The sequence below is a fragment of the Enterobacter sp. E12 genome (genome assembly GCF_014596715.2).
Lineage (GTDB): Bacteria > Pseudomonadota > Gammaproteobacteria > Enterobacterales > Enterobacteriaceae > Enterobacter > Enterobacter bugandensis.
Genome location: NZ_CP115601.1, coordinates 2,065,403 through 2,089,013, shown reverse-complemented (window position 1 = coordinate 2,089,013; position 23,611 = coordinate 2,065,403). Strand labels below are relative to the sequence as shown.

Here is a 23,611-nt window from a genome sequence, read left to right as displayed (position 1 = left end):
GTCGGGTGGCGGCGGCGCCACCCGTTTTTTTCAATTTACTTCACGCACGCAGAACACTGGGACGACTGGATCTGCTTGAAGAAGTCGTTGCCTTTGTCATCCACCAGGATAAACGCCGGGAAGTCTTCCACTTCGATTTTCCAGATCGCTTCCATACCCAGCTCCGGGTATTCCACGCACTCCAGGCTCTTGATGCTGCCCTGCGCCAGAACCGCCGCCGGGCCGCCGATGCTGCCGAGGTAGAAGCCGCCGTGCTTGTGGCACGCGTCCGTCACCTGCTGGCTGCGGTTGCCTTTAGCGAGCATGATCATGCTGCCGCCGTTGGCCTGCAGCTGATCAACGTACGAGTCCATACGCCCTGCCGTGGTTGGGCCTAACGAGCCGGAGGCATAGCCTTCAGGCGTTTTCGCCGGGCCCGCGTAGTAGATCGGGTGATCTTTAATGTACTGCGGCAGCCCTTCGCCGTTGTCCAGACGCTCCTTCAGCTTCGCGTGCGCAATGTCGCGGCCCACGATGATCGTGCCGTTCAGCGACAGGCGGGTCGAAACCGGATACTGAGACAGCTGCGCCAGAATCTCCTTCATCGGACGGTTCAGGTCAACGCGAACCGCTTCCCCCTCACCCGCTTTGCGCAGCGCTTCCGGAATATATTTACCCGGGTTGTTTTCCAGCTTTTCGATCCACACGCCTTCGCGGTTGATCTTGGCCTTGATGTTGCGATCCGCAGAGCAGGAGACGCCCATCCCGACCGGACAGGATGCACCGTGACGCGGAAGACGGATCACGCGCACGTCGTGGGCGAAGTACTTACCGCCAAACTGCGCCCCGAGCCCCAGATTACGCGCCTCTTCCAGCAGCTCCTGCTCAAGCTGCACGTCGCGGAACGCCTGACCGTGCTCGTTACCTTCAGTAGGCAGGCCGTCGTAGTATTTGGTCGAGGCCAGCTTGACGGTCTTCAGCGTGCTTTCAGCTGAGGTTCCGCCAATCACGAAGGCGATATGGTACGGCGGGCACGCCGCGGTGCCGAGGGTACGCATCTTCTCAACCAGGTAATTTTTCAGCTTGCCCGGAGTGAGCAGCGCTTTGGTTTCCTGGTAGAGATAGGTTTTGTTGGCTGAACCGCCGCCTTTGGCGATGCAGAGGAATTTGTACTCGTCACCGTCAACGCTGTAGAGGTCAATCTGTGCAGGCAGGTTAGTGCCGGTGTTGACCTCTTTGTACATATCCAGCGCCGCGTTTTGCGAGTAGCGCAGGTTGTCTTCGGTGTAGGTGTTGTAGACGCCGTGAGCCAGCGCCGCTTCGTCACCGCCGCCGGTCCAGACGCGCTGGCCTTTTTTACCGACGATGATCGCCGTGCCGGTGTCCTGGCAGGTGGGCAGAATGCCTTTCGCCGCGATATCGGAGTTACGCAGGAACTGCAGGGCAACGTACTTGTCGTTTTCGCTGGCTTCCGGGTCGCTCAGGATATCGGCAACCTGCTGCTGATGCGCGGGGCGGAGCATAAAGGAGGCATCGTGGAAAGCGTGCTGCGCCAGCAGCGTCAGCGCCTGCGGATCCACCTTGAGGATCTCTTGTCCTTCAAACTCAGAGACGGAGACGTGATCGCGGGTTAACAGGTAATACTCGGTCTGATCCTTACTGAGGGGGAAAGGATCCTGATAATGGAAGGGTTTATTCGACATTGTTCTCTCACTTACTGCTTCGGTCTGTTTATTCAGGGCAGATGTTCCGCTGCCCGGCTTAAAAGCGAGTCAGCTTATCCTACACAATTTTTTAACAAAAACTGAGACTAGTACGACTTTTTACATCCACAGGTTACTTCCACGTAGTTTATTGCTTTAATACCCGGAGTTAATTCCACATTTGAATCAGGGCTTGATAATGCAAAAACTCATTAACTCAGTGCAAAACTACGCCTGGGGAAGTAAAACTGCGTTAACGGATCTCTACGGTATCGCGAACCCGAACAACCTGCCGATGGCGGAACTGTGGATGGGGGCGCACCCGAAGAGCAGCTCAAAAATTGAAGACGCCAGCGGCCAGATACACAGCCTGCGTGACGTGATTGATGCCGATAAAGCCGCACTGCTGGGCGACAAGGTGGCTCAGCGCTTTGGCGAACTGCCGTTCCTGTTTAAGGTGCTGTGCGCCGACCAGCCGCTCTCCATCCAGGTTCACCCGAACAAGAAAGCGTCTGAAATCGGCTTTGCCAAAGAGAACGCGGCGGGCATCCCGCTGGATGCCGCCGAGCGTAACTACAAAGATCCAAACCACAAGCCGGAGCTGGTGTTCGCTCTGACCCCGTTCCTGGCGATGAACGCGTTCCGCGAGTTTTCAGAGATTATCTCCCTGCTGCAGCCGGTCGCGGGTGCCAACAAGGCTATTGCCCACTTCCTCGAAAACCCAAACGCGGACGCGCTCAGCCAGCTGTTTGCCAGCCTGCTGAATATGCAGGGTGAAGAGAAATCTCACGCGCTGGCGGTGCTGAAAGCGGCCCTGAACAGCCAGCAAGGGGAACCGTGGGAGACCATCCGCCTGATTTCCGAGTTTTACCCTGACGACAGCGGCCTGTTCTCCCCTCTGCTGCTGAACGTGGTGAAGCTGAACCCGGGCGAAGCGATGTTCCTGTTCGCGGAAACCCCGCACGCCTACCTGCAGGGCGTAGCGCTGGAGGTGATGGCCAACTCTGACAACGTGCTGCGCGCGGGCCTGACGCCGAAATATATCGACATCCCTGAGCTGGTTGCCAACGTGAAGTTTGTGGCGAAGCCTGCCGCGGAGCTGCTGACTCAGCCGGTGAAAAACGGTGCAGAGCTGGACTTCCCGATTCCGGTTGAGGATTTTGCGTTCTCCCTGCACGACCTCAATCAGACGGAAACGACAATCGCACAGGAGAGCGCGGCGATCCTGTTCTGCGTCGAGGGCGAAGCAACGCTGCGCAAAGGCGAGCAGCGTCTGGTTCTTCAGCCTGGCGAGTCAGCATTCGTTGCAGCCAATGAGTCCCCGGTCAGCGTAAGCGGCACCGGTCGCCTGGCGCGCGTTTTTAATAAGCTTTAAGCACTTACTGAATTTTTTAACAACTCTTGCTAAGCTAGTTGAAGGCTTAATATCTCCGGGCGGTTTTTACCGCCTGGTTTCATTTTAGGGATAGTCGCAATGAAAAAATCGGTCGTAGCGGTTGGAGTGATTGTAGCGTTAGGCGTGGTCTGGACGGGTGCCTCCTGGTTTACCGGGAAACAGCTGGAAGGCCGTCTGGCTGAGATGGTGGCGCAGGCTAACGGAGAAATTAAGCGCAGCGCGCCGGAGGCGGGTCTGGAACTGAGCTACCAGAACTATCAGCGCGGCGTGTTCACCAGCCGCATGCAGCTGGTGGTGAAGCCGGTGGCCGGTGCGGCAAACGGCTGGCTGAAGCCGGGACAGAGCGTGGTGCTGGATGAAGTGGTAAGCCACGGTCCGCTGCCGCTGGCGCAGTTAAAGTCGTTTAACCTGATCCCGTCCATGGCGTCCGTTCATACCGTACTGGTGAATAACGACGTCACCAAACCGCTGTTTGACCTGGCGAAGAATGAATCACCTTTCGACATTAACACCCGTATTAGCTACTCCGGTGATACCAGTTCTGATATCGCGCTGAAACCGCTGAACTACGAGAAAGAGAACGAAAAAGTCGCCTTCAGCGGTGGCCATTTCAAACTTGATGCGGATCGGGACGGCAACGTCTTCTCCATGACGGGTGAAGCGGAAAGCGGCCTGGTCAACGCCGTGAACGAATATAACCAAAAAGTTCAGCTCACCTTCAACAACCTGAAAGCCGACGGCAACAGCCGTATGACCGACTTTAAAGAGCGTATCGGCGATCAGAAGCTCTCCGTGGATAAAATTGCTATCGCAATTGAAGGAAAAGAGATGGCCGTGCTGGAAGGCATGGACGTTAACGGTCAATCCGACGTATCCAAAGACGGTAAGAGTATCAATACCCAGCTGGATTACACGCTGAAGAGCCTGAAAGTGCAGAATCAGGATCTGGGCACCGGCAAGCTGTCGCTGAAGATCGGCAATATCGACGGCCAGGCATGGCACGAATTTAGCCAGAAATACAGCAAAGAGAGCCAGGCGCTGCTGACCGACGCCGCGCTGCAGCAGAACCCGGAAGTGTACCAGCAGCAGGCGATGGCGGTGCTGTTCAATAACCTGCCAATCCTGCTGAAAGGCCAGCCGGTGGTCACCGTTGCGCCGCTGAGCTGGAAAAACAGCAAAGGCGAAACCAGCTTTAACCTGTCGCTGTTCCTGAAAGATCCTGCAGCCGCCACGGGTGAACCGCAGACTCTGGCGCAGGAAGTGGATCGCAGCGTGAAGTCGCTCGACAGCAAGCTGACCATCCCGATGGATATGGCGACCGAGTTTATGACCCAGATTGCGAAGCTGGAAGGCTACGGCGATGAAGATGCCGGCAAGCTGGCGAACCAGCAGGTAAAAGGTCTGGCGGCGATGGGTCAGATGTTCCGCATCACCAAAGTAGAAGACAACACCATTTCCACCAGCCTGCAATATGCCAACGGCCAGGTAACGCTGAACGGCGACAAAATGCCGCTGGAAGAGTTTGTTGGCATGTTTGGTATGCCGACGCTGGGAATGCCGGAACCGGCTGAACCCGCAGCGTCAGCCGTACCGGCGGCACCGCAGCAGTAAACGTCAAAACCCCTCGCAAGAGGGGTTTTTTATTGCCCTTATCCTTTCCATCCCTGCAGGAAATCCAGCAGCAAGGCGTTAACTTTCTCAGGCTGTTCCTCCTGAGGAAGATGGCCGCACTCGTCGATACCCTGCGCCCGCAGGTTATCCGCCATTTCAGCCCAGACGCTTTGCATATCGAAGAGCTTGCCGACCGCGTGAAAATCATTGCCCCACAGCGACATTACCGGACAGGCGATTTTCACGTCAGCGTCGGCAAGATCCTGCGCCACGTCTTCCGCGTTGGCGCGATAGTCAGCCATCGCGCCTCGCACGGCTCCGGGCGCCTGATACGCGCGAACATAGGTGTCAAACGCCTCGCCGCTGATGGTTGACGGATCGTAGGTCCAGTCCGAGAAAAAGTGGCGCAGCCAGATATTTTCACGTCCTGCAATCAGCGCTTCCGGCAGATCGGGCACAAGATGGAACAGGAAGAACCAGTATGCGCGGGCGATGGACGCATTCAAATCGCGCGCCACGATACGCGTTGGCACGTTATCCATGACCACCAAACGATCCACCAGCTCAGGGTAATCTTTTGCGAACCGCGTCGCGACGCGCGCCCCGCGATCGTGCCCCACCAGCACCACCTTCTGTAACCCCAGCGCACGCATTAGCTCCCGGATATCCCGGGCCATGTTCCGTTTATCATAGCCAGAAGCCGGTTTATCCGTTTCGCCATATCCTCGCAAATCCGGCGCGATGACGCGGTAGTGCCGGGACAATACAGGTATCTGGTAGCGCCAGGCATAGTTTGTTTCAGGAAAACCGTGCAGAAGAATAACCGGCGCGCCTTCACCCTCTTCAGCCACAAACTGGCGAATGCCGTTTGCCGTTACGGTGTAACTTTTCATATTCATAACCTCACTTTATTTCAGCAGAGGCACGTTGGCCGCACGTTGATAAGGACCGTAATTTACAGGGTTCCAGCTATAGCCCTGCTGCCAGGCGGTGATATGCCCAATACCGGGGAAAGGCAGATGCGCAGCGGCCATCCACTCGCCGTCTTTCGCCAGGGCGTTAAATTCCTGCGCCCGGGACGAGATGGCTTTTTTCGAATCGACATCAAAGCGAATAGACACTTCAGGATGCGGGAACTGGACGGCTGGCGCATGAATCAGATCCCCAATGAAGTTAATAGCCGTCCCCTGCGACGCAAAGCGATAAACGGTACTGCCGGGCGTATGGCCAACGGCATAGGCCGTCTGGACTTCCGGGATCGGCGAAGCTGGCGGAACGAAGGTTTTAAGATGTCCGGAGGCTTTATAATCAGACAATGCTTTTCGGGCGATAGCAAAATACTCTTTCGCATTAGCCGGCGCGCTCGCTTCTTTTGCAGGATCAAGCCAGTAGTCGGCCTCCCCCTGCGGTACGTAGACGGTGGCATTGGGGAACAACGCTTTACCGTTCGCATCGCTCAGGCCACAAACATGATCAAGATGAAGATGCGTCAGGAAAATGGTATCAACCTGCTCGGGACGATAGCCTGATGCTTTCATATTGTTAACCAGCTGGCCGGCCGTTTCCGACACGCAGTGCCCCGCTCCGCTGTCAATCATGACCAGATGTTTACCGGTATTAACCAGGAAAGCGTTAAAGGCGGTCGGCATGCGGTCGGCATCGATTTTATGCTGAGCCAGCAGTTTACGAACCTTGTCGTCTGAAAGACCGTGGAGTAATGACGGCGAAAGGTCGTTATAGCCGTCGAACAGCGCCGTGACCTCATATTCCCCTACCGCCAGACGATAATAGCCGGGGACTTGCTGCTTCACCTGCGCAGGTGCGTCAGCCCAGGCGGCACTTACCAATAACAGGCTGCTGAATGCCAGAACCGTTTTCAACTTTTTCATCTTCACTCCAGATTGATATTTTTCAGGTTGTGAAGAGACTATGGCAACGTAACGATAAATACTGTAGATATGTCCTTTGATAAGTCAGCATAACGAAAAACGAAACAATGAAACTGGAAGACGTAGAAGTGTTTGTCGAAGCCATTAAGGCGGGTAGCCTGGCGGGCGCCGCGCGTCGGCTCTCAATGAGCGCCATGGCGGCGTCACGCTCTCTTAACAATCTTGAGGCTGAGCTGGGGGTCAGGCTGGTGCATCGCACCACGCGATCCCTTTCACCCACCAGCGATGGTGACGTTTTTTTGCCTCATGCGCAGGCGTTGCTGGAAGATAAAAATAACGCGCTGGCCGATCTGTTTCCTGATGGTACGCACCTGTCCGGACGCCTTCGCATTACCGCCTCAGCGGCGTTTGGACGCAAGATCGTTGCACCGATGTTGGCGCTGTTTATGCAGCAACATCCTGCCCTGCAGGTCGACCTGCTGGCAACCGATGAGCAAATTGATATTGTCGGGAAAGGCATAGACGTGGCGTTACGCATTGCACCGCTGCGCGATAACCGGTTAGTCGCACACCGCATCTGTGATAACCCCCGCGAGCTTTGCGCCAGCGCGGAGTATCTCGCTGCGTACGGTTCACCGAAATTGCTTAACGATCTGGCTGGACATAGCTGCCTGGCCACATCAGATACGACACACTGGTCGTTTGAGAAGGGTGAACAGCGCTACAAACAAAAGGTGTCAGGCCGATTCTCGGCTAACTCTATTGAGGCGATTTTCGAGGCTTGTCTGGGGGGACTCGGCATCGCAAATTTATCTCGCTGGTACGTAGAGCCTGCCATTGCTGAGGGTAAACTCGTGCGGATCGTCCTGGAAGATGCTCAGCCGGAATCGCTGGCCATTTGGGCGGTTTACCCGACCTCCCGGCTGATCCCGGCAAAAGTACGAAAATTTGTAGAAGCCCTGGAGACACATCTGACGCTCAACCCGCTTACGCAGCAGAGCTGAATTATTTCACCGTCACCAGCCGCGCCGCCACAATCTGGTGCCCGGACTGGACATCCGTGTTGTCGATGCGCTGCATAATTCTGTCTGCCAGCGTGTAGCCCATCTCCCGCGCAGGGGTGGTAGCCCAGACGATGGGGAGATCGTCCAGCGCGTTTTCACCAACGTCGGCGAACGCCCCTAACGCCACCTGATGGCCGAAGAAGGTTTCCACCCCGCCCTCGCCGCTCTGACGCCCGGCGCGGATCAGGCCAAACCAGGCCCCCATGGCAATCACATCGTTGTAGCAAATCACGGCGCTGATCGTCGGATTGCTTCGCAGCAGCGCGCCTATCGCTTCCGCCGCTTTCTTCTGGCTAGATTCACACTCCACGACCCATTCGCTGTGGAACGGTAGGCCGTATTTAATCAGCGTCGCGCAGTAGCCGCCGACCCGCTCGGCGCGCGTCAGGGAGGAGCTTTTCCCTCCCAGCCAGGCAATGCGCTGATGCCCGCGGCGAATAAGATGTTCGGTCAACATTTGCGCGGCCTGCATGTTATCCGGGCGCAGCGTATCGGCCTCGTCCAGATAGCTGGCGCGCGAGGCGAACACCAGCGGCACGCCTTTTTCGGCGGCACGCTCGCACAGTTCGCTACCCACGCCCGACGCTCCGGCGACGATCACTCCGTCAACCCCCTGGGTCAGCAGCATATCGAGACGGGAGAGAAGCTGCCCGGCCTCGCGCCCGCCGTGCAACAGAAAGACCATCCGCCCCTGCGCTTCCAGCGCTTCGGTTAACCCGGCGGTCAGCTCCGCATAGAAAGGTGACGTCAGGTCGCGGACAATCAGGCCAATCACCCCGCTTTGCCCGCCGCGCAGCGCCGACGCCTGACGGTTACGCACAAAGCCCAGCTGTTCAACCGCCTCGTTCACCCTCTGGCCGGTTGCGGGCGAGATGCGCCCTTTACCACTGAGCACGAGAGAAACGGTGCTGACGGAAACCCCCGCCGCCAGCGCGACATCGTTGATGGTGACTTTTTTCGCTACAGCCATGTGTCAGCGTGACTCCCTGAAATGAGATCGGTAAAACGTTTTATCAATACGTTATCTTTATACTACCAGTCAAAGCCTGAGAATGTGATTTAGCGCGCACTAAACTTTGATAAAACGTTTTATCTTCTCGCAGCATTGAAGCAGGCAAACTGATTTTAACAATAAAGGAGTCGTTTTATGACGGCGAAAACAGCACAAAAAATATCGCTGTGGGAGTTTTTCCAGCAACTGGGTAAAACCTTTATGCTGCCCGTGGCGCTCCTCTCGTTCTGCGGGATCATGCTCGGGATCGGCAGCTCGCTGAGCAGTAAAGACGTCATCACGCTGATCCCGTTCCTCGGTACTCCCGTGCTGCAGGCGATCTTTATCTGGATGAGTAAGGTCGGCTCCTTCGCGTTTAGCTTCCTGCCCGTGATGTTCTGCATCGCCATCCCGCTGGGCCTGGCCCGCGAGAATAAAGGCGTCGCGGCCTTTGCCGGGTTTGTGGGTTACGCCGTGATGAACCTGGCGGTTAACTTCTGGCTGACCGCGAAAGGCATTCTGCCGACGACCGATGCTGCCGTGCTGAAGGCCAACAACATTCAGAGCGTGATTGGTATTCAGTCTATTGATACCGGGATCCTCGGTGCGGTGATCGCCGGGGTCATTATCTGGATGCTGCACGAGCGCTTCCACAATATCCGCCTGCCGGATGCCCTGGCCTTCTTCGGCGGTACCCGCTTCGTGCCGATTGTCACCCTGGTGGTCATGGGTCTGTTCGGCCTGATCATTCCGCTGATCTGGCCGGTCTTTGCGATGGGCATCAACGGCATTGGCCGCATCATCAACGGCGCGGGAGATTTTGGTCCGATGATCTTCGGCACCGGCGAGCGTCTGCTGCTGCCGTTCGGCCTGCAGCATATCCTGGTGGCCCTGATTCGCTTCACCGAAGCGGGCGGTACCATGGAGGTGTGCGGTCACGACGTGAGCGGTGCGCTGACCATCTTCCAGGCGCAGCTGAGCTGTCCGACTACCCACGGCTTCTCTGAAAGCGCCACCAGCTTCCTGTCTCAGGGTAAAATGCCGGCCTTCCTCGGCGGCCTGCCGGGTGCCGCGCTGGCGATGTACCACTGCGCGCGCCCGGTAAACCGACATAAAATTAAAGGGCTGCTGATCTCCGGCGTGATTGCCTGCGTCGTGGGCGGCACCACCGAGCCTATCGAATTCCTGTTCCTGTTTGTTGCGCCGGTGCTGTATCTCATCCACGCGCTGCTGACCGGCCTGGGCTTTACCGTGATGGCGGTGCTGGGCGTCACCATCGGCAACACCGACGGCAACGTGATTGACTTCGTGGTGTTCGGGATCCTGCACGGCCTGTCAACCAAGTGGTATCTGGTGCCGGTCGTGGCGGCTATTTGGTTCGCGGTGTACTACGGTATCTTCCGCTTCGCCATCACCCGCTTTAACCTGAAAACGCCGGGCCGCGATACCGATACCGCCACCAGCGTTGAGCAGGCGGTGGCCGGTACTGTGGGCAAATCCGGGTATAACACCCCTGCCATTCTGGCTGCGCTGGGCGGTGCGGATAATATTACCTCGCTGGATAACTGCATCACCCGCCTGCGTCTGTCGGTGGCGGATATGTCAAAAGTGGATACCAACGCCCTGAAAGCCAACCGGGCCATCGGCGTGGTACAGTTAAATCAGCACAATTTGCAGGTGGTTATCGGCCCGCAGGTTCAGTCGGTGAAAGATGAGCTGGCAACCCTGATGCGAACAGTAGAAGCCTGATGCCTCAACCCCCTCTCATGAGGGGGTTTTACTTTAAGGATTAACGTCATGTTTGATTTTTCTACCGTCGTGGATCGTCACGGCACCTGGTGTACGCAGTGGGACTACGTCGCCGACCGCTTTGGCGCGGCGGATCTGCTGCCCTTCACCATCTCGGATATGGACTTCGCCACCGCCCCCTGCATTACCGACGCGCTGCATCAGCGCATCAACCACGGCGTGCTGGGCTACAGCCGCTGGAAAAACGACGAGTTTCTTGCCGCTGTTGAGCACTGGTTTCGGCAGCGCTTTAACAGCCGCATTGATAAAGAAACCATCGTTTATGGCCCTTCCGTCATCTACATGGTGTCAGAACTGATTCGCCTCTGGTCAAAGCCCGGTGACGGCGTGGTGGTTCACACCCCGGCGTACGATGCGTTTTACAACGCCATTGGAGGCAATGCGCGTCAGGTTGTGGCCGTTGAGATGGAAAAGCAGGCGGCTGGCTGGCAGGGCAATATGGCGGCGCTTGAAGTGGCCCTGGCGAAACCGGAAAACAAAATTCTGCTGCTGTGCAGCCCGCAGAACCCGACCGGCAAGGTCTGGACGCGGGATGAATTGACGCAGATGGCGGAACTCTGTGAGCGCTATGATGTGGCGGTTATCAGCGATGAAATTCATATGGACATGGTCTGGGGGGCGCATCGCCACACCCCGTGGAATGCGGTAGCGCGCGGCAAATGGGCGCTTCTCACCTCCGGCTCGAAAAGCTTTAATATTCCGGCACTGACGGGCGCATACGGCCTGATCGGCGATGAAGAGAGCCGTAACGGCTATCTCAGCGCGCTAAAAGGACGGGATGGGCTCTCTTCCCCTTCCGTGCTGGCGCTGACGGCCCATATCGCCGCCTATCAGCAGGGAGAGCCGTGGCTGGATGCCTTGCGTAGTTATCTGGAAGAGAATCTGTTGTATATCGCACAGGAATTAAACAGTGCTTTTCCGAAACTGAACTGGCAGCCGCCGGAAGCAACCTATCTGGCCTGGATTGACCTGCGCCCGCTGAACATTGACGACAGGGCACTGCAAAAAGTACTGATCGAGCAGCAAAAAGTCGCCATCATGCCGGGATACACGTACGGAAACGAGGGTAACGGCTTCGTGCGCCTTAACGCCGGCTGCCCGCGCAGCAAGCTGGAACAAGGGGTGCAGCGCCTCATCGCCGGGATCAACACGCTCCTGTAATTTGTTTGCGCAACGGAATATTCCCTTGCGCAAATAGCTTTTTACCCCGTTTTGTTTTTATAATATGGCGCACTTTAACCAGAAAAGAGTGCGACCATGATTGATACACGCCTGCCTTTAACTGATATTCATCGTCACCTTGACGGTAACATTCGTGCCCAAACCATCCTCGATCTTGGCCGCCAGTTCAATTTAACGCTTCCTGCTCAGACCCTTGAGTCCCTGATCCCTCACGTACAGGTGACCTCTAATGAACCGGACCTGGTCAGCTTCCTGAGCAAACTCGACTGGGGCGTGAAGATGCTGGCGTCGCTGGATGCCTGCCGCCGCGTGGCGTTTGAGAACATTGAAGACGCGGCCCGCAACGGCCTGCACTACGTCGAGCTGCGCTTCTCGCCGGGCTATATGGCGATGACCCACAGCCTGCCCGTTGCAGGCGTAGTGGAAGCCGTCATTGAAGGCGTCCGTGAAGGGTGTAAAACCTTCGACGTTCAGGCCCGCCTGATCGGCATTATGAGCCGCACGTTCGGCGAAGCCGCCTGCCTGCAGGAGCTGGAAGCGCTGCTGGCGCACCGCGATGCCATCACCGCCGTCGACCTCGCCGGCGACGAACTGGGCTTCCCCGGCAGCCTGTTCCTCTCCCACTTCAACCGCGCGCGCGATGCCGGCTGGCACATTACCGTCCATGCGGGTGAAGCAGCGGGCCCGGAAAGTATCTGGCAGGCCATCCGCGAGCTGGGCGCCGAGCGTATCGGCCACGGCGTGAAGGCGGTAGAAGACCGCGCGCTGATGGATTTCCTGGCGGAGCAGCGCATCGGCATTGAGTCGTGCCTGACGTCCAACATTCAGACCAGCACTGTAGCAACGCTGGCGCAGCACCCGCTGAAAACGTTCCTTGAGCACGGCGTGCTGGCCTCGCTGAACACGGACGACCCGGCGGTTCAGGGCGTGGATATCATCCACGAGTACAACATCGCCGCGCCGCAGGCGGGCCTGAGCCGCGAGCAGATTCGCCAGGCGCAGATCAACGGGCTGGAGATCGCCTTCCTGACGCCTGCGGAGAAGCAGGCGCTGCGGGATAAGGTGGCAACCGCGTAAACCCTTTGCCGGGTCGCGGCTACGCCTTACCCGGCATACAAAAGCATTTAAAACTTATGCCAGGCAGAGCGTGGCGCGATGTTTGGCAGATTCAATCCCCAGCTCAATCAGCTCCATAATCTGAATCGCCTGGCTGGCCGGAACCGGGTTCTCCCCCGTTCCATTAAGCGCATCGCGGATGGCAGCATAATAAGCCGGATAGTTACCCGGGCTCGTTAACAGGGTTTCCTCAACCAGCTCCTCACCTTCCGTCCGTGTCACGACGCCGTCGCGCATATCATAGCCCCAGTCTTCCTGCGGCAGACGTTCACCGTTTTTGAGGCGATCTTCCTGCGGATCGAGGCCAAACTTCACGTAGCTCCCGCGCGTGCCGTGGATGATATAGCGGGCAGATTCCGCGGCCGCGACCATCGTGCCGTGCAGCACAATCCGCCGCTGCGGGTAACTCAACACCGCGTGGAAGTAATCGGTTGTCTGCGCCCCGGGCCTGAGCTGGGCCAGATCGACCGTCATGCTCACCGGCAGCCCAAACAGATTCACGGCCTGGTCCAGCAGATGCGGGGCTAAATCGTACCAGATGCCGCTGCCCGGACCGGCCTGCTCGCGCCAGCGGTTTCTCACCTGCGGACGGAAGCGGTCAAAATGCGATTCAAAAAAAACGATCTCTCCTAGCGTGCCTTCCCCAAGAAGCGTTTTAACCGTCAGGAAGTCGCTGTCCCACCTGCGGTTATGGAAAACGGACAGCACTCTGCCCAGGCTTTTTGCCAGCGCCTCCAGCTCACGCGCCTGTGACAACGTCACGGTGAAGGGTTTGTCAACAACGACGTGCTTCCCGGCTTCCAGCGCGGCTTTCGCCAGCGGGAAGTGCGTGTCGTTCGGGGTGGGAATAACAATTAAATCGATATTCGGATCGTTGAAAAGGTGTTTAGGCTCGGAGACAACCGGCACTGCGGGCCAGTCAGCGTGGACTTTGGCGGCGTCGCTGCTGGATACCGCCGCCAGCGCCATTCCCGGCGTTCCGGCTATCAGAGGCGCATGAAACGTTTTGCTCGCGTACCCGTAGCCTATAAGCCCGACGCGGATGTTATCACTCATCGTGTTGTCCTCTTTTTGCGTTTCTTATTTCATACTGGCCTTTCTGGCATTGCCCTCATTAATAATGAGCCATGGCGCTTAAAATAGCAGGCTGTACCGGCTATTTTTGTTACATAGTATTAACCTTCTGATTTTGTTTAAGGGAATCGTTCCCAAAGCGCTTGCCGTCAGAGAAACAGCGCTGTAACATTTGCGACCTGTATTTATGGATAAATTACAACAGTGAATCATGGCATCAATTATTAATCGAATCATTGAATTAGCGGGATGGATTGTTCTTGGGGTTTCGGTCATTTTGCTCGGCGTAGCCAGCCATATTGATAACTACCAGCCGCCGGAGCCTGCTGCCGTCACCCATCCTAAGTAACCGGTTGCTGCTTTAAAGAGTGACATAATGTGTCAGTTTCGTATTGCCAGCCCTGGTGAACGCGGTTAACCTTCTCTTCCAGGCATCACCTTCGGTGCCTGAATTTCAGCAAAGAAAACTCCTAATTTCGTCGCGTTATCTGAGTGGGCTGTTTACGTCTGTATTAATCCGTTTATTATTCGACCGAATTACCTTAACTGGTATTACTCACTTTTATATGGAAAATTATTAATATGACAGTTCAGGACTATTTATTAAAATTTCGCAAGATCAATTCGCTTGAGAGCCTGGAAAAACTGTTTGACCATCTGAACTACACCCTGTCGGATAATCAGGACATCATCAATATGTATCGCGCCGCTGACCATCGCCGTGCGGAGCTGGTCTCCGGCGGTCGCTTGTTCAACGTCGGCGAGGTGCCGAAGTCCGTATGGCGTTACGTTTTATAAGAAAGTAGCCATCCGCGCGAAATGTTATATACTCTCCGCCCTGCAAACTGGCTGTACAACATTTCGCGCAGATAATGGGAGAGTTCATGACCGCAACGCCTGGAGAACGCATCGGAGGCTGGTTAATCGCCCCACTGGCATGGCTGCTGGTTGCCTTATTAAGCGCATCGCTTGCGCTGCTGCTTTATACCACCGCATTGATTACCCCTCACGCTATACAGACCCTGATGTCGCAAAGCGTGCTGAATATAGCGATGTGGTTTGTGTCGTTCGTTTTCGCGATTGGGATGTGGTACTACACCCTGTGGCTGACTATCGCCTTCTTTAAGCGCCGCAAGAGTGTGCCTAAGCACTACATTATCTGGCTGCTGGTCTCGGTCCTGCTGGCGGTTAAAGCGTTTGCTTTCTCGCCCGTCTCTGACGCGCTTGCTGTACGCCAGCTGCTTTTCCCGTTACTGGCTGCGGCGCTGCTGGTGCCCTATTTCAAACGTTCAACGCGTGTGAAAAACACCTTCGTGAACCCGTAATAACCTTACAGATAACCTGTTGTCGCCTGCCCCGGTTTGTCCGATAATAGGCGGCTTTTTTATTTCAGGCTAAATAATGACCGATTACTTACTGCTCTTTGTCGGCACCGTGCTGGTTAACAACTTCGTTCTGGTGAAGTTCCTTGGCCTGTGCCCGTTTATGGGCGTGTCCAAAAAGCTGGAAACGGCGATGGGCATGGGGCTGGCGACGACCTTCGTCATGACGCTGGCGTCCATCTGCGCGTGGTTGATTGACACCTGGATCCTCATCCCACTGGGGTTAATCTATCTCCGCACGCTGGCGTTTATTCTGGTCATTGCGGTGGTGGTGCAATTTACCGAAATGGTCGTGCGTAAAACCAGCCCGGCGCTCTATCGCCTGCTGGGTATCTTCCTGCCGCTGATCACCACCAACTGCGCGGTGCTTGGCGTGGCGCTGCTGAACATCAACCTTGGCCATAACTTCATGCAGTCGGCGCTGTACGGTTTCTCCGCCGCTGTCGGTTTCTCATTCGTTATGGTGCTGTTCGCGTCGATTCGCGAACGTCTGGCAGCAGCGGATATCCCTGCGCCATTTCGCGGTAATGCCATTGCGCTGGTGACCGCGGGTTTAATGTCTCTGGCCTTTATGGGCTTTAGTGGTCTGGTGAAGTTGTAATGAGTGCTATCTGGATTGCCATCGCCTCTATCAGCGTCCTGGGGTTGGTGTTTGGCCTTATCCTGGGCTACGCCTCCCGCCGTTTCGCGGTAGAGGACGATCCTGTTGTTGAAAAAATTGATGAGCTTTTGCCGCAAAGTCAGTGTGGACAGTGCGGCTACCCGGGCTGCCGCCCTTACGCTGAAGCGGTAGGCATTCAGGGTGAAAAAATTAACCGCTGTGCGCCCGGCGGCGAAGCGGTGATGCTGAAAATTGCCGCCCTGCTTAACGTCGATCCGCAGCCCGTTGATGGCGATGCGGAAGTCCAGGAGCCGGTCCGTGCCCTCGCGGTGATCGACGAAGCAAACTGCATCGGCTGCACCAAATGTATTCAGGCCTGTCCGGTCGACGCCATTGTTGGCGCGACCCGCGCCATGCACACCGTTGTGGCGGATCTCTGCACCGGCTGTAACCTCTGCGTGGCCCCCTGCCCGACGCAATGTATAGAGCTGCGCCCGGTTGAAACGACTACCGAAAGCTGGAAGTGGGATCTTCAAACCATTCCGGTTCGCAATATTCCTGTGGAACAACATGCTTAAGTTATTTTCTGCTTTCAGAAAAGAGAAAATCTGGGACTTTGACGGCGGTATCCATCCGCCAGAGATGAAAGCCCAGTCCAACGGCACGCCGCTGCGTCAAATTCCGCTGGCGACGCGTTACGTCATGCCGCTCAAGCAGCATATTGGCGCTGAGGGCGAGCTGTGCGTGAAAGAAGGCGATACGGTGCTGCGCGGTCAGCCGCTGACCTTCGGACGCGGACGTATGCTGCCGGTACACGCCCCTACTTCCGGGAAAGTGGTGGCGATTGCCCCTCATACGGTGGCGCATCCGTCCGCGCTGTCGGAACTGAGCGTGATTATTGAAGCCGACGGCGAAGATCGCTGGATTGACCGTGACGGCTGGAGCGACTACCGCAGCCAGAGCCGCGAAGCGCTCATCGAGCGTATTCATCAGTTCGGCGTCGCCGGGCTTGGCGGCGCGGGCTTCCCGACCGGCGTCAAGCTGCGCGGCGGTGGCGATAAGATTCAGACGCTGATTATCAACGCCGCCGAATGCGAGCCGTACATCACCGCCGACGATCGTCTGATGCAGGATTGCGCCGCCCAGGTGGTGGAAGGCATCCGCATCCTTGCGCACATTCTGCAGCCGCGGGAAGTGCTGATCGGTATCGAAGACAATAAACCGCAGGCTATTTCAATGCTGCGCGCCGTGCTGGCCGGTAACCATGATATCGCCCTGCGCGTTATTCCGACCAAGTACCCCTCTGGCGGCGCAAAGCAGCTGACGCAAATCCTCACCGGCAAGCAGGTCCCGCACGGCGGACGCTCATCGGATATCGGCGTGCTGATGCAAAACGTCGGCACCGCTTACGCCGTCAAGCGTGCGGTGATTGACGGCGAGCCGTTGACCGAGCGCGTGGTAACGCTGACCGGAGAGTCTGTCTCTCGTCCGGGTAACGTCTGGGCGCGCCTCGGCACGCCGGTGCGCCATCTGCTGGAACAGGCTGAATTTTGCCCTGCCAGCGACCAGATGGTGATCATGGGCGGTCCGCTGATGGGCTTTACCCTGCCGTGGCTCGACGTTCCGGTAGTGAAAATCACCAACTGCCTGCTCGCCCCTTCCCCAACCGAAATGGGGGAGGAGCAGGAAGAGAAAGGCTGCATCCGCTGCAGCGCCTGTGCCGATGCCTGCCCGGCGGATCTCCTCCCGCAGCAGCTGTACTGGTACAGCAAAGGCCAGCAGCACGATAAAGCCAAAGCCCATAACCTGGCCGACTGCATCGAATGCGGCGCCTGCGCCTGGGTCTGCCCAAGCAACATTCCGCTGGTGCAGTACTTCCGCCAGGAGAAGGCCGAGATTTATGCCATCTCCATGGAAGAAAAACGCGCCGCGGAAGCCAAGGCACGTTTCGAAGCGCGTCAGGCGCGTCTCGAACGTGAGAAGATGGCTCGTCAGGAGCGACATAAGCAGGCCGCCGTTCAGCCTGCCGGGAAAGATCAGGATGCAATCAACGCCGCACTGGCGCGCGTTCGCGAGAAAAAAGCCAGTGCCGCCCAGACGCTGGTGATCCAGCCCGGTGAAAAACCGGATAACAGCGAAGCGATTGCCGCCCGCGAAGCGCGTAAAGCTGCGGCCCGCGCCCGTCAGGCGGAAAAAGCGCAAGCGGCGCAGCCGGAAGCTGAAATCGATCCACGCAAAGCCGCCGTTGAGGCGGCAATAGCCCGTGCCAAAGCGCGCAAGGCCGGGGAGCAGCCAGTGGTGGTTGAACAGGAACCGGTCGATCCGCGTAAAGCTGCCGTTGAAGCGGCGATTGCCCGCGCCAAAGCGCGCAAAGCAGCGCAGCAGGCGCCAGCCGCAGAACCTGAAGCACCGGTCGACCCACGTAAAGCCGCCGTTGAAGCGGCGATTGCCCGCGCCAAAGCGCGCAAAGCAGCGCAGCAGGCGCCAGCCGCAGAACCTGAAGCACCGGTCGACCCACGTAAAGCCGCCGTTGAAGCGGCGATAGCCCGCGCCAAAGCGCGCAAAGCAGCACAGCAGGAAGAGCAGCCGCAGGCCGCCAACGATGACCCGCGCAAGGCCGCCGTCGCCGCCGCCATTGCGCGCGTTCAGGCAAAGAAAGCCGCACAGCAAGCCGTAAACGAGGATTAAATGGTTTTCAGAATCGCAAGTTCCCCTTACACCCACAATCAGCGCCAGACCTCGCGCATCATGATGCTGGTCTGCCTGGCGGCGCTGCCGGGCATTGCCGTTCAGTGCTGGTTTTTCGGCTGGGGAACCCTGTTCCAGATAGCTCTTGGATGCGCCAGCGCCGTCGCGGCGGAAGCCCTCGTGCTGAAGCTGCGCAAGATGGCGGTTTCCCGCATCCTGGCCGATAACTCCGCGCTGCTGACCGGCCTGCTGCTGGCCATCAGCATTCCCCCGCTTGCCCCGTGGTGGATGGTGGTGCTCGGCACCGTGTTTGCCGTGATTATAGCCAAACAGCTCTATGGCGGCCTCGGTCATAACCCGTTTAATCCGGCAATGATTGGCTACGTGGTGCTGCTGATCTCCTTCCCGGTACAGATGACCAGCTGGCTGCCACCGCACGAGATTGCAGCCACGGTGCCCGGCTTTATGGATGCTCTGCAGGTGATCTTTACCGGCCATACGGCGCTGGGTGCTGATATGAACGCGCTGCGTATGGGCGTGGACGGTATCAGCCAGGCGACGCCGCTTGATACCTTTAAAACGTCCCTGCATGCCGGACACAGCGTTGAGCAAATTATGAAATCGGCGATCTACAGCGGCGTGCTGGCGGGAGCCGGCTGGCAGTGGGTCAACCTGGCGTATCTGCTGGGCGGCCTGTTCCTGTTGCAGCAGAAGGCCATCCGCTGGCATATTCCGGTCAGCTTCCTCGTGACGCTGGCGGTCTGTGCCACGCTGGGCTGGGTATTCTCTCCTGAATCGCTGGCCAGCCCGCAGATGCACCTGCTCTCCGGCGCGACCATGCTGGGTGCCTTCTTTATCCTGACGGATCCGGTGACGGCCTCAACGACTAACCGCGGACGCCTGATCTTCGGCGCGCTGGCTGGCCTGCTGGTTTGGCTCATCCGCAGCTTCGGCGGCTACCCGGACGGCGTGGCCTTTGCCGTCCTGCTCGCCAACATTACCGTTCCGCTCATCGACTATTACACGCGTCCGCGCGTGTACGGCCATCGCTAAGGGTTTCGCCATGTTAAAAACGATGCAAAAACACGGCGTCACGCTGGCTGCCTTCGCCGCGGTCCTGACGGGGCTGACGGCACTGGTTAATGCGTTGACCAAAACGACCATCGAAGAACAGGCCTCGAAGCAGCAAAAGGCGCTGTTCGATCAGGTGATCCCGTCCGATTTCTACGATAATGACCTGCAAAAAAGCTGCTTTGTGGTAGACGCGCCGCAGCTTGGGAAAGGCCCGCACCGCCTCTTTATCGCCCGCAAAGGGGATAAACCGGTCGGCGCGGTGATGGAAGCAACCGCGCCTGACGGCTATTCCGGCGCCATTCAGCTGCTCGTGGGCAGCGATTTCTCCGGTACCATCCTGGGCACCCGCGTGACGGAACATCATGAAACGCCGGGTCTTGGCGACAAAATTGAAACCCGTCTGAGCGACTGGATTTTGCACTTTGCCGGTAAAGTGATCCATGGTGAAGATGACACCGCGTTTGCGGTGAAGAAAGACGGCGGCGAGTTTGACCAGTTCACTGGGGCGACCATCACCCCGCGGGCGGTGGTAAACGCCGTAAAACGAGCCGGGCTGTACGCTGAAACGCTGCCCGCGCAGATCAACAATCTTCCGGCCTGTGAGGAGTAATCATGAGCCAGGTTAAAGAGGTTATTGTCCAGGGATTGTGGAAAAACAACTCCGCGCTGGTACAGCTTCTGGGTATGTGCCCCCTGCTGGCGGTGACATCCACCGCCACCAACGCGCTCGGTCTGGGTCTGGCAACCACGCTGGTATTGACCCTGACCAACCTCTCCATCTCTGCCCTGCGACGCTGGACGCCGTCGGAAATTCGTATTCCGATTTACGTCATGATCATTGCGTCGGTGGTCAGTATTGTCCAGATGCTGATTAACGCCTACGCGTTTGGTCTGTACCAGTCGCTCGGGATCTTCATTCCTCTTATCGTCACCAACTGTATCGTGGTCGGGCGTGCGGAAGCGTTCGCGGTAAAAAACAGCCCGGCCATGTCGGCGCTGGATGGTTTTTCCATTGGCATGGGCGCCACGTGCGCCATGTTCGTGCTGGGCTCGCTGCGTGAAATCCTCGGCAACGGTACGCTGTTCGACGGCGCAGATGCGCTGCTGGGCGGCTGGGCTAAAGCGCTGCGCGTTGAGGTGTTTCACACCGATACGCCGTTCCTGCTGGCGATGCTGCCGCCCGGCGCGTTTATTGGCCTCGGCATGATGCTGGCGATAAAATACCTGATTGATGAGAAACGTAAGCGCCGCGCGGCTGAGCGCAGCGTTCTGGAAGGGACACCCGAGAAGGCCTCATGAATAAAGAAAAGCGCATTGCGATCCTGACCCGTCTGCGGGACGAGAACCCGCACCCGACGACGGAGCTGAATTTTACCTCCCCGTTTGAGCTGCTGATCGCGGTGTTGCTCTCTGCGCAGGCGACCGACGTGAGCGTCAATAAAGCCACTGCCCTGCTCTATCCGGTCGCCAATACGCCGAAGGCCATGCTGGAGCTGGGCGTGGAAGGCGTGAAGTCCTATATCAAAACCATCGGCCTGTTTAACAGCAAAGCCGAGAACGTAATTAAGACCTGTCGGATCCTGCTGGAACAGCACGGAGGCGAAGTACCGGAAGATCGCGCCGCGCTGGAAGCCTTGCCGGGCGTGGGGCGTAAAACCGCGAACGTGGTGCTCAATACCGCGTTTGGCTGGCCGACCATCGCCGTTGATACGCATATATTCCGCGTCTCAAACCGGACCAACTTCGCCCCAGGGAAAAATGTCGAGCAGGTAGAAGAGAAGCTGTTAAAAGTGGTTCCTGCCGAATTCAAGGTTGACTGCCACCACTGGCTGATTTTGCACGGTCGTTATACCTGCATAGCCCGAAAGCCGCGCTGCGGCTCCTGCGTTATTGAAGATCTCTGCGAATATAAAGAAAAAGTCTATCCCTGACCCGTCATAATCCCCTACCAAAAGAAGGACTACCGTTCGTTCTTCTTTTGGCCGTTATTTGTCCGCTCTTACTTTCTTCTGACTTGTCACTTGTTCGGCTCTATAACGCTCAAACAGGTTAATACTTTTTTCATAGCCAAAAATTTCTATACATCTGTGATCGCGATCACTCTGATAACGTCATGTTGATTTTTTGTAGTCAAAGTCATCGCAAACCCTTTGCCGGGCAAGATTTAAATGCGTTTACCCGGAAGATAAGACCAGCTATTTTTCAGAATATGGGCTATATCACTACAACAAGCGGCAAATAGCAGAACATATCGCCAAACCCCCATCGCACTGGGTGTATACCAGTCGAAAAAACTACCTTTAGTTATCGTAAAAAATTTAACGCTAAATAACATTTGTAGAAACCGACAATTATACCGTTCAAGATATATGTAACAGATTATTACAAACGTATTGCCAGACGGGGCAGGATAGTGAACATTACCCGCCGTTTCTCCTCCCAATATAACTATAAGGCGGATGGGCTACGGCCATCACGCGATGAACACCCCCGTTAATATGGGATGTAAAAAAAGAGGTATATGTGTCGACTGCAAACAATAAACCAACAGATGAAAGCGTGAGTCTGAACGCTTTTAAACAACCGAAAGCGTTTTATCTCATCTTCTCTATCGAGTTATGGGAACGTTTTGGTTACTACGGCCTGCAAGGGATCATGGCGGTTTACCTGGTTAAACAGCTGGGTATGTCCGAAGCCGATTCCATCACGCTGTTCTCCTCCTTTAGTGCCCTCGTTTACGGTCTGGTTGCTATCGGCGGCTGGCTGGGTGATAAAGTTCTCGGTACTAAGCGCGTCATTATGCTGGGTGCCATTGTACTGGCTATTGGCTATGGTCTGGTTGCATGGTCAGGACATGATGCGGCTGTGGTCTACATGGGCATGGCAACCATCGCCGTGGGTAACGGTCTGTTCAAAGCGAACCCGTCTTCCCTGCTCTCAACCTGCTACAGCAAAGATGACCCACGTCTGGACGGTGCATTTACCATGTACTACATGTCCATCAACATCGGTTCCTTCTTTTCCATGCTGGCAACCCCATGGCTGGCCGCGAAATTCGGCTGGAGCGTGGCGTTTGCGCTGAGCTTCGTGGGTATGCTGATCACCGTGGTAAACTTCCTTTTCTGCCGCAACTGGGTGAAAGACTACGGTTCAAAACCTGACTTCGAGCCTGTCCACATGGGCAAGCTGCTGGCTACCCTCGTGGGCGTTGTCGTCCTGGCGGCGATCGCCACCTGGCTGCTGCACAACCAGGGTATCGCTCGTGCCGTTCTGGGCGTCGTTGCGCTGGGCATCGTGGTCATCTTCGCGAAAGAAGCGTTCGCTATGAAGGGTGCAGCCCGTCGTAAGATGATTGTGGCGTTCATTCTGATGCTGGAAGCGATTATCTTCTTCGTGCTGTACAGCCAGATGCCAACCTCTCTGAACTTCTTCGCTATTCGTAACGTTGAGCACTCTATCCTGGGTATCGCATTCGAACCCGAGCAGTTCCAGGCGCTGAACCCCTTCTGGATCATGATCGGTTCCCCGATTCTGGCCGCAATCTATAACAAGATGGGCGATCGTCTGCCAATGCCGCACAAGTTCGCGGTGGGTATGGTGCTCTGTTCTGGTGCGTTCCTGGTGCTGCCGCTGGGGACTAAGTTTGCGTCCGACGCCGGTATCGTATCCGTTAACTGGCTGATCCTGAGCTACGCGCTGCAGTCTATCGGCGAACTGATGATCTCTGGTCTGGGTCTGGCAATGGTTGCACAGCTGGTTCCGCAGCGTCTGATGGGCTTCATTATGGGTAGCTGGTTCCTGACCACTGCCGGTGCGGCGATCATCGCCGGTAAGATCGCGAACCTGATGGCTGTGCCAGAAAACGTGACCGATCCGCTGCTCTCCCTGAACGTCTACGGTACCGTGTTTATGCAGATTGGTATCGCTACGGCGGTTATCGCGGCGCTGATGCTGCTGACCGCGCCGAAACTGAATCGAATGACTCAGGACGACGACAAGACGGCGGAAGCGAATAAAACCGCTACCGCGTGATATCTGAGAGAAACGACAGA

At 56.9% G+C, this 23,611-nt stretch carries 22 protein-coding genes; 17 read left to right on the top strand and 5 right to left on the bottom strand.

Annotated elements, in window-relative coordinates; all coding sequences use genetic code 11:
- Window positions 1-35: 35 nt before the first annotated feature.
- Window positions 36-1,682 (bottom strand): class I fumarate hydratase FumA, encoded by a 1,647-nt coding sequence (gene fumA, locus IB212_RS09975; RefSeq protein WP_028012930.1) that lies wholly within the window; start codon window positions 1,680-1,682, stop codon window positions 36-38.
- 199 nt (window positions 1,683-1,881) lie between these two features.
- On the opposite strand from fumA, the gene manA reads away from it, so the two are divergent.
- Entirely contained in the window at window positions 1,882-3,057 is a 1,176-nt protein-coding gene (manA, locus tag IB212_RS09970) for a mannose-6-phosphate isomerase (protein WP_041910304.1), read from the top strand.
- A 99-nt stretch (window positions 3,058-3,156) separates the two neighbouring features.
- Window positions 3,157-4,689: a YdgA family protein gene (locus IB212_RS09965; protein WP_041910306.1), complete on the top strand. Its 1,533-nt coding sequence runs from the start codon at window positions 3,157-3,159 to the stop codon at window positions 4,687-4,689.
- 38 nt (window positions 4,690-4,727) lie between these two features.
- On the opposite strand, the gene IB212_RS09960 is transcribed toward IB212_RS09965, so the two are convergent.
- Together IB212_RS09960 and IB212_RS09955 are read right to left on the bottom strand one after the other, a co-directional pair.
- Window positions 4,728-5,582 (bottom strand): alpha/beta fold hydrolase, encoded by an 855-nt coding sequence (locus IB212_RS09960; protein ID WP_041910308.1) that lies wholly within the window; start codon window positions 5,580-5,582, stop codon window positions 4,728-4,730.
- Window positions 5,583-5,597: 15 nt separating this feature from the next.
- Window positions 5,598-6,578: an MBL fold metallo-hydrolase gene (locus IB212_RS09955; RefSeq protein ID WP_041910310.1), complete on the bottom strand. Its 981-nt coding sequence runs from the start codon at window positions 6,576-6,578 to the stop codon at window positions 5,598-5,600.
- A gap of 107 nt (window positions 6,579-6,685) precedes the next feature.
- Between IB212_RS09955 and IB212_RS09950 the strand changes: the two genes are divergently transcribed.
- Window positions 6,686-7,582, top strand: a complete 897-nt coding sequence (locus tag IB212_RS09950) for a LysR family transcriptional regulator (RefSeq protein ID WP_041910312.1) — start codon at window positions 6,686-6,688, stop codon at window positions 7,580-7,582.
- 1 nt (window position 7,583) lies between these two features.
- Here IB212_RS09950 and IB212_RS09945 read toward each other — a convergent pair whose 3' ends face one another.
- The gene (locus IB212_RS09945; protein WP_028012924.1) at window positions 7,584-8,612 is read right to left on the bottom strand and encodes a Mal regulon transcriptional regulator MalI; all 1,029 of its coding nucleotides are present in this window, start codon (window positions 8,610-8,612) and stop codon (window positions 7,584-7,586) included.
- A 177-nt stretch (window positions 8,613-8,789) separates the two neighbouring features.
- Here IB212_RS09945 and malX point away from each other — a divergent pair, with 177 nt between their 5' ends.
- The 3 genes from malX to add all read left to right on the top strand — a co-directional run bounded on the left by malX (window position 8,790) and on the right by add (window position 12,701).
- Entirely contained in the window at window positions 8,790-10,382 is a 1,593-nt protein-coding gene (gene malX / locus IB212_RS09940) for a maltose/glucose-specific PTS transporter subunit IIBC (protein WP_041910314.1), read from the top strand.
- Between the two features lie 48 nt (window positions 10,383-10,430).
- A complete protein-coding gene (locus IB212_RS09935) occupies window positions 10,431-11,603 on the top strand; it encodes a MalY/PatB family protein (RefSeq protein ID WP_041910315.1) in 1,173 nt (390 codons plus the stop codon).
- 96 nt (window positions 11,604-11,699) lie between these two features.
- Complete coding sequence (gene add / locus IB212_RS09930) at window positions 11,700-12,701, top strand: adenosine deaminase (protein WP_028012921.1); 1,002 nt, start codon at window positions 11,700-11,702, stop codon at window positions 12,699-12,701.
- A gap of 54 nt (window positions 12,702-12,755) precedes the next feature.
- On the opposite strand, the gene IB212_RS09925 is transcribed toward add, so the two are convergent.
- Window positions 12,756-13,796 (bottom strand): oxidoreductase, encoded by a 1,041-nt coding sequence (locus tag IB212_RS09925; protein ID WP_045630190.1) that lies wholly within the window; start codon window positions 13,794-13,796, stop codon window positions 12,756-12,758.
- Window positions 13,797-14,037: 241 nt separating this feature from the next.
- Here IB212_RS09925 and blr point away from each other — a divergent pair, with 241 nt between their 5' ends.
- From blr to dtpA, 11 genes are all read left to right on the top strand, one after another.
- Window positions 14,038-14,163, top strand: coding sequence for a division septum protein Blr (gene blr, locus IB212_RS09920; protein WP_168733269.1), 126 nt, complete (start codon window positions 14,038-14,040; stop codon window positions 14,161-14,163).
- Window positions 14,164-14,396: 233 nt separating this feature from the next.
- The gene (ydgT, locus tag IB212_RS09915; RefSeq protein WP_013096896.1) at window positions 14,397-14,612 is read left to right on the top strand and encodes a transcription modulator YdgT; all 216 of its coding nucleotides are present in this window, start codon (window positions 14,397-14,399) and stop codon (window positions 14,610-14,612) included.
- 86 nt (window positions 14,613-14,698) lie between these two features.
- Window positions 14,699-15,139, top strand: coding sequence for a DUF2569 domain-containing protein (locus tag IB212_RS09910; protein ID WP_025758365.1), 441 nt, complete (start codon window positions 14,699-14,701; stop codon window positions 15,137-15,139).
- A 76-nt stretch (window positions 15,140-15,215) separates the two neighbouring features.
- Window positions 15,216-15,797: an electron transport complex subunit RsxA gene (gene rsxA, locus IB212_RS09905; protein WP_028012919.1), complete on the top strand. Its 582-nt coding sequence runs from the start codon at window positions 15,216-15,218 to the stop codon at window positions 15,795-15,797.
- Entirely contained in the window at window positions 15,797-16,375 is a 579-nt protein-coding gene (gene rsxB / locus IB212_RS09900) for an electron transport complex subunit RsxB (RefSeq protein WP_032640037.1), read from the top strand. Before rsxA ends, rsxB begins: the two co-directional genes overlap by 1 nt.
- A complete protein-coding gene (gene rsxC / locus IB212_RS09895) occupies window positions 16,368-18,485 on the top strand; it encodes an electron transport complex subunit RsxC (protein WP_337282679.1) in 2,118 nt (705 codons plus the stop codon). Before rsxB ends, rsxC begins: the two co-directional genes overlap by 8 nt.
- Window positions 18,486-19,538: an electron transport complex subunit RsxD gene (rsxD, locus tag IB212_RS09890; RefSeq protein ID WP_028012916.1), complete on the top strand. Its 1,053-nt coding sequence runs from the start codon at window positions 18,486-18,488 to the stop codon at window positions 19,536-19,538.
- Between the two features lie 10 nt (window positions 19,539-19,548).
- Entirely contained in the window at window positions 19,549-20,169 is a 621-nt protein-coding gene (gene rsxG / locus IB212_RS09885; protein ID WP_041910323.1) for an electron transport complex subunit RsxG, read from the top strand.
- 2 nt (window positions 20,170-20,171) lie between these two features.
- Window positions 20,172-20,858 (top strand): electron transport complex subunit E, encoded by a 687-nt coding sequence (locus IB212_RS09880; protein WP_023617347.1) that lies wholly within the window; start codon window positions 20,172-20,174, stop codon window positions 20,856-20,858.
- Entirely contained in the window at window positions 20,855-21,490 is a 636-nt protein-coding gene (gene nth / locus IB212_RS09875) for an endonuclease III (protein ID WP_028012914.1), read from the top strand. The genes IB212_RS09880 and nth overlap by 4 nt, the downstream gene beginning before the upstream one ends.
- 592 nt (window positions 21,491-22,082) lie before the next feature.
- Complete coding sequence (gene dtpA, locus IB212_RS09870; RefSeq protein WP_041910324.1) at window positions 22,083-23,591, top strand: dipeptide/tripeptide permease DtpA; 1,509 nt, start codon at window positions 22,083-22,085, stop codon at window positions 23,589-23,591.
- Window positions 23,592-23,611 lie beyond the last annotated feature (20 nt).

Bases quoted from the DNA above. Each gene is read 5' to 3' on its own strand.
- nth (WP_028012914.1), top strand. From the start codon at position 20,855: ATGAATAAAGAAAAGCGCATTGCGATCCTGACCCGTCTGCGGGACGAG.
- IB212_RS09965 (WP_041910306.1), top strand. From the start codon at position 3,157: ATGAAAAAATCGGTCGTAGCGGTTGGAGTGATTGTAGCGTTAGGCGTG.
- add (WP_028012921.1), top strand. From the start codon at position 11,700: ATGATTGATACACGCCTGCCTTTAACTGATATTCATCGTCACCTTGAC.
- IB212_RS09880 (WP_023617347.1), top strand. From the start codon at position 20,172: ATGAGCCAGGTTAAAGAGGTTATTGTCCAGGGATTGTGGAAAAACAAC.
- malX (WP_041910314.1), top strand. From the start codon at position 8,790: ATGACGGCGAAAACAGCACAAAAAATATCGCTGTGGGAGTTTTTCCAG.
- rsxD (WP_028012916.1), top strand. From the start codon at position 18,486: ATGGTTTTCAGAATCGCAAGTTCCCCTTACACCCACAATCAGCGCCAG.
- manA (WP_041910304.1), top strand. From the start codon at position 1,882: ATGCAAAAACTCATTAACTCAGTGCAAAACTACGCCTGGGGAAGTAAA.
- rsxB (WP_032640037.1), top strand. From the start codon at position 15,797: ATGAGTGCTATCTGGATTGCCATCGCCTCTATCAGCGTCCTGGGGTTG.
- rsxA (WP_028012919.1), top strand. From the start codon at position 15,216: ATGACCGATTACTTACTGCTCTTTGTCGGCACCGTGCTGGTTAACAAC.
- rsxC (WP_337282679.1), top strand. From the start codon at position 16,368: ATGCTTAAGTTATTTTCTGCTTTCAGAAAAGAGAAAATCTGGGACTTT.
- IB212_RS09935 (WP_041910315.1), top strand. From the start codon at position 10,431: ATGTTTGATTTTTCTACCGTCGTGGATCGTCACGGCACCTGGTGTACG.
- IB212_RS09910 (WP_025758365.1), top strand. From the start codon at position 14,699: ATGACCGCAACGCCTGGAGAACGCATCGGAGGCTGGTTAATCGCCCCA.
- fumA (WP_028012930.1), bottom strand. From the start codon at position 1,682: ATGTCGAATAAACCCTTCCATTATCAGGATCCTTTCCCCCTCAGTAAG.
- ydgT (WP_013096896.1), top strand. From the start codon at position 14,397: ATGACAGTTCAGGACTATTTATTAAAATTTCGCAAGATCAATTCGCTT.
- IB212_RS09950 (WP_041910312.1), top strand. From the start codon at position 6,686: ATGAAACTGGAAGACGTAGAAGTGTTTGTCGAAGCCATTAAGGCGGGT.
- IB212_RS09955 (WP_041910310.1), bottom strand. From the start codon at position 6,578: ATGAAAAAGTTGAAAACGGTTCTGGCATTCAGCAGCCTGTTATTGGTA.
- rsxG (WP_041910323.1), top strand. From the start codon at position 19,549: ATGTTAAAAACGATGCAAAAACACGGCGTCACGCTGGCTGCCTTCGCC.
- IB212_RS09945 (WP_028012924.1), bottom strand. From the start codon at position 8,612: ATGGCTGTAGCGAAAAAAGTCACCATCAACGATGTCGCGCTGGCGGCG.
- IB212_RS09925 (WP_045630190.1), bottom strand. From the start codon at position 13,796: ATGAGTGATAACATCCGCGTCGGGCTTATAGGCTACGGGTACGCGAGC.
- IB212_RS09960 (WP_041910308.1), bottom strand. From the start codon at position 5,582: ATGAAAAGTTACACCGTAACGGCAAACGGCATTCGCCAGTTTGTGGCT.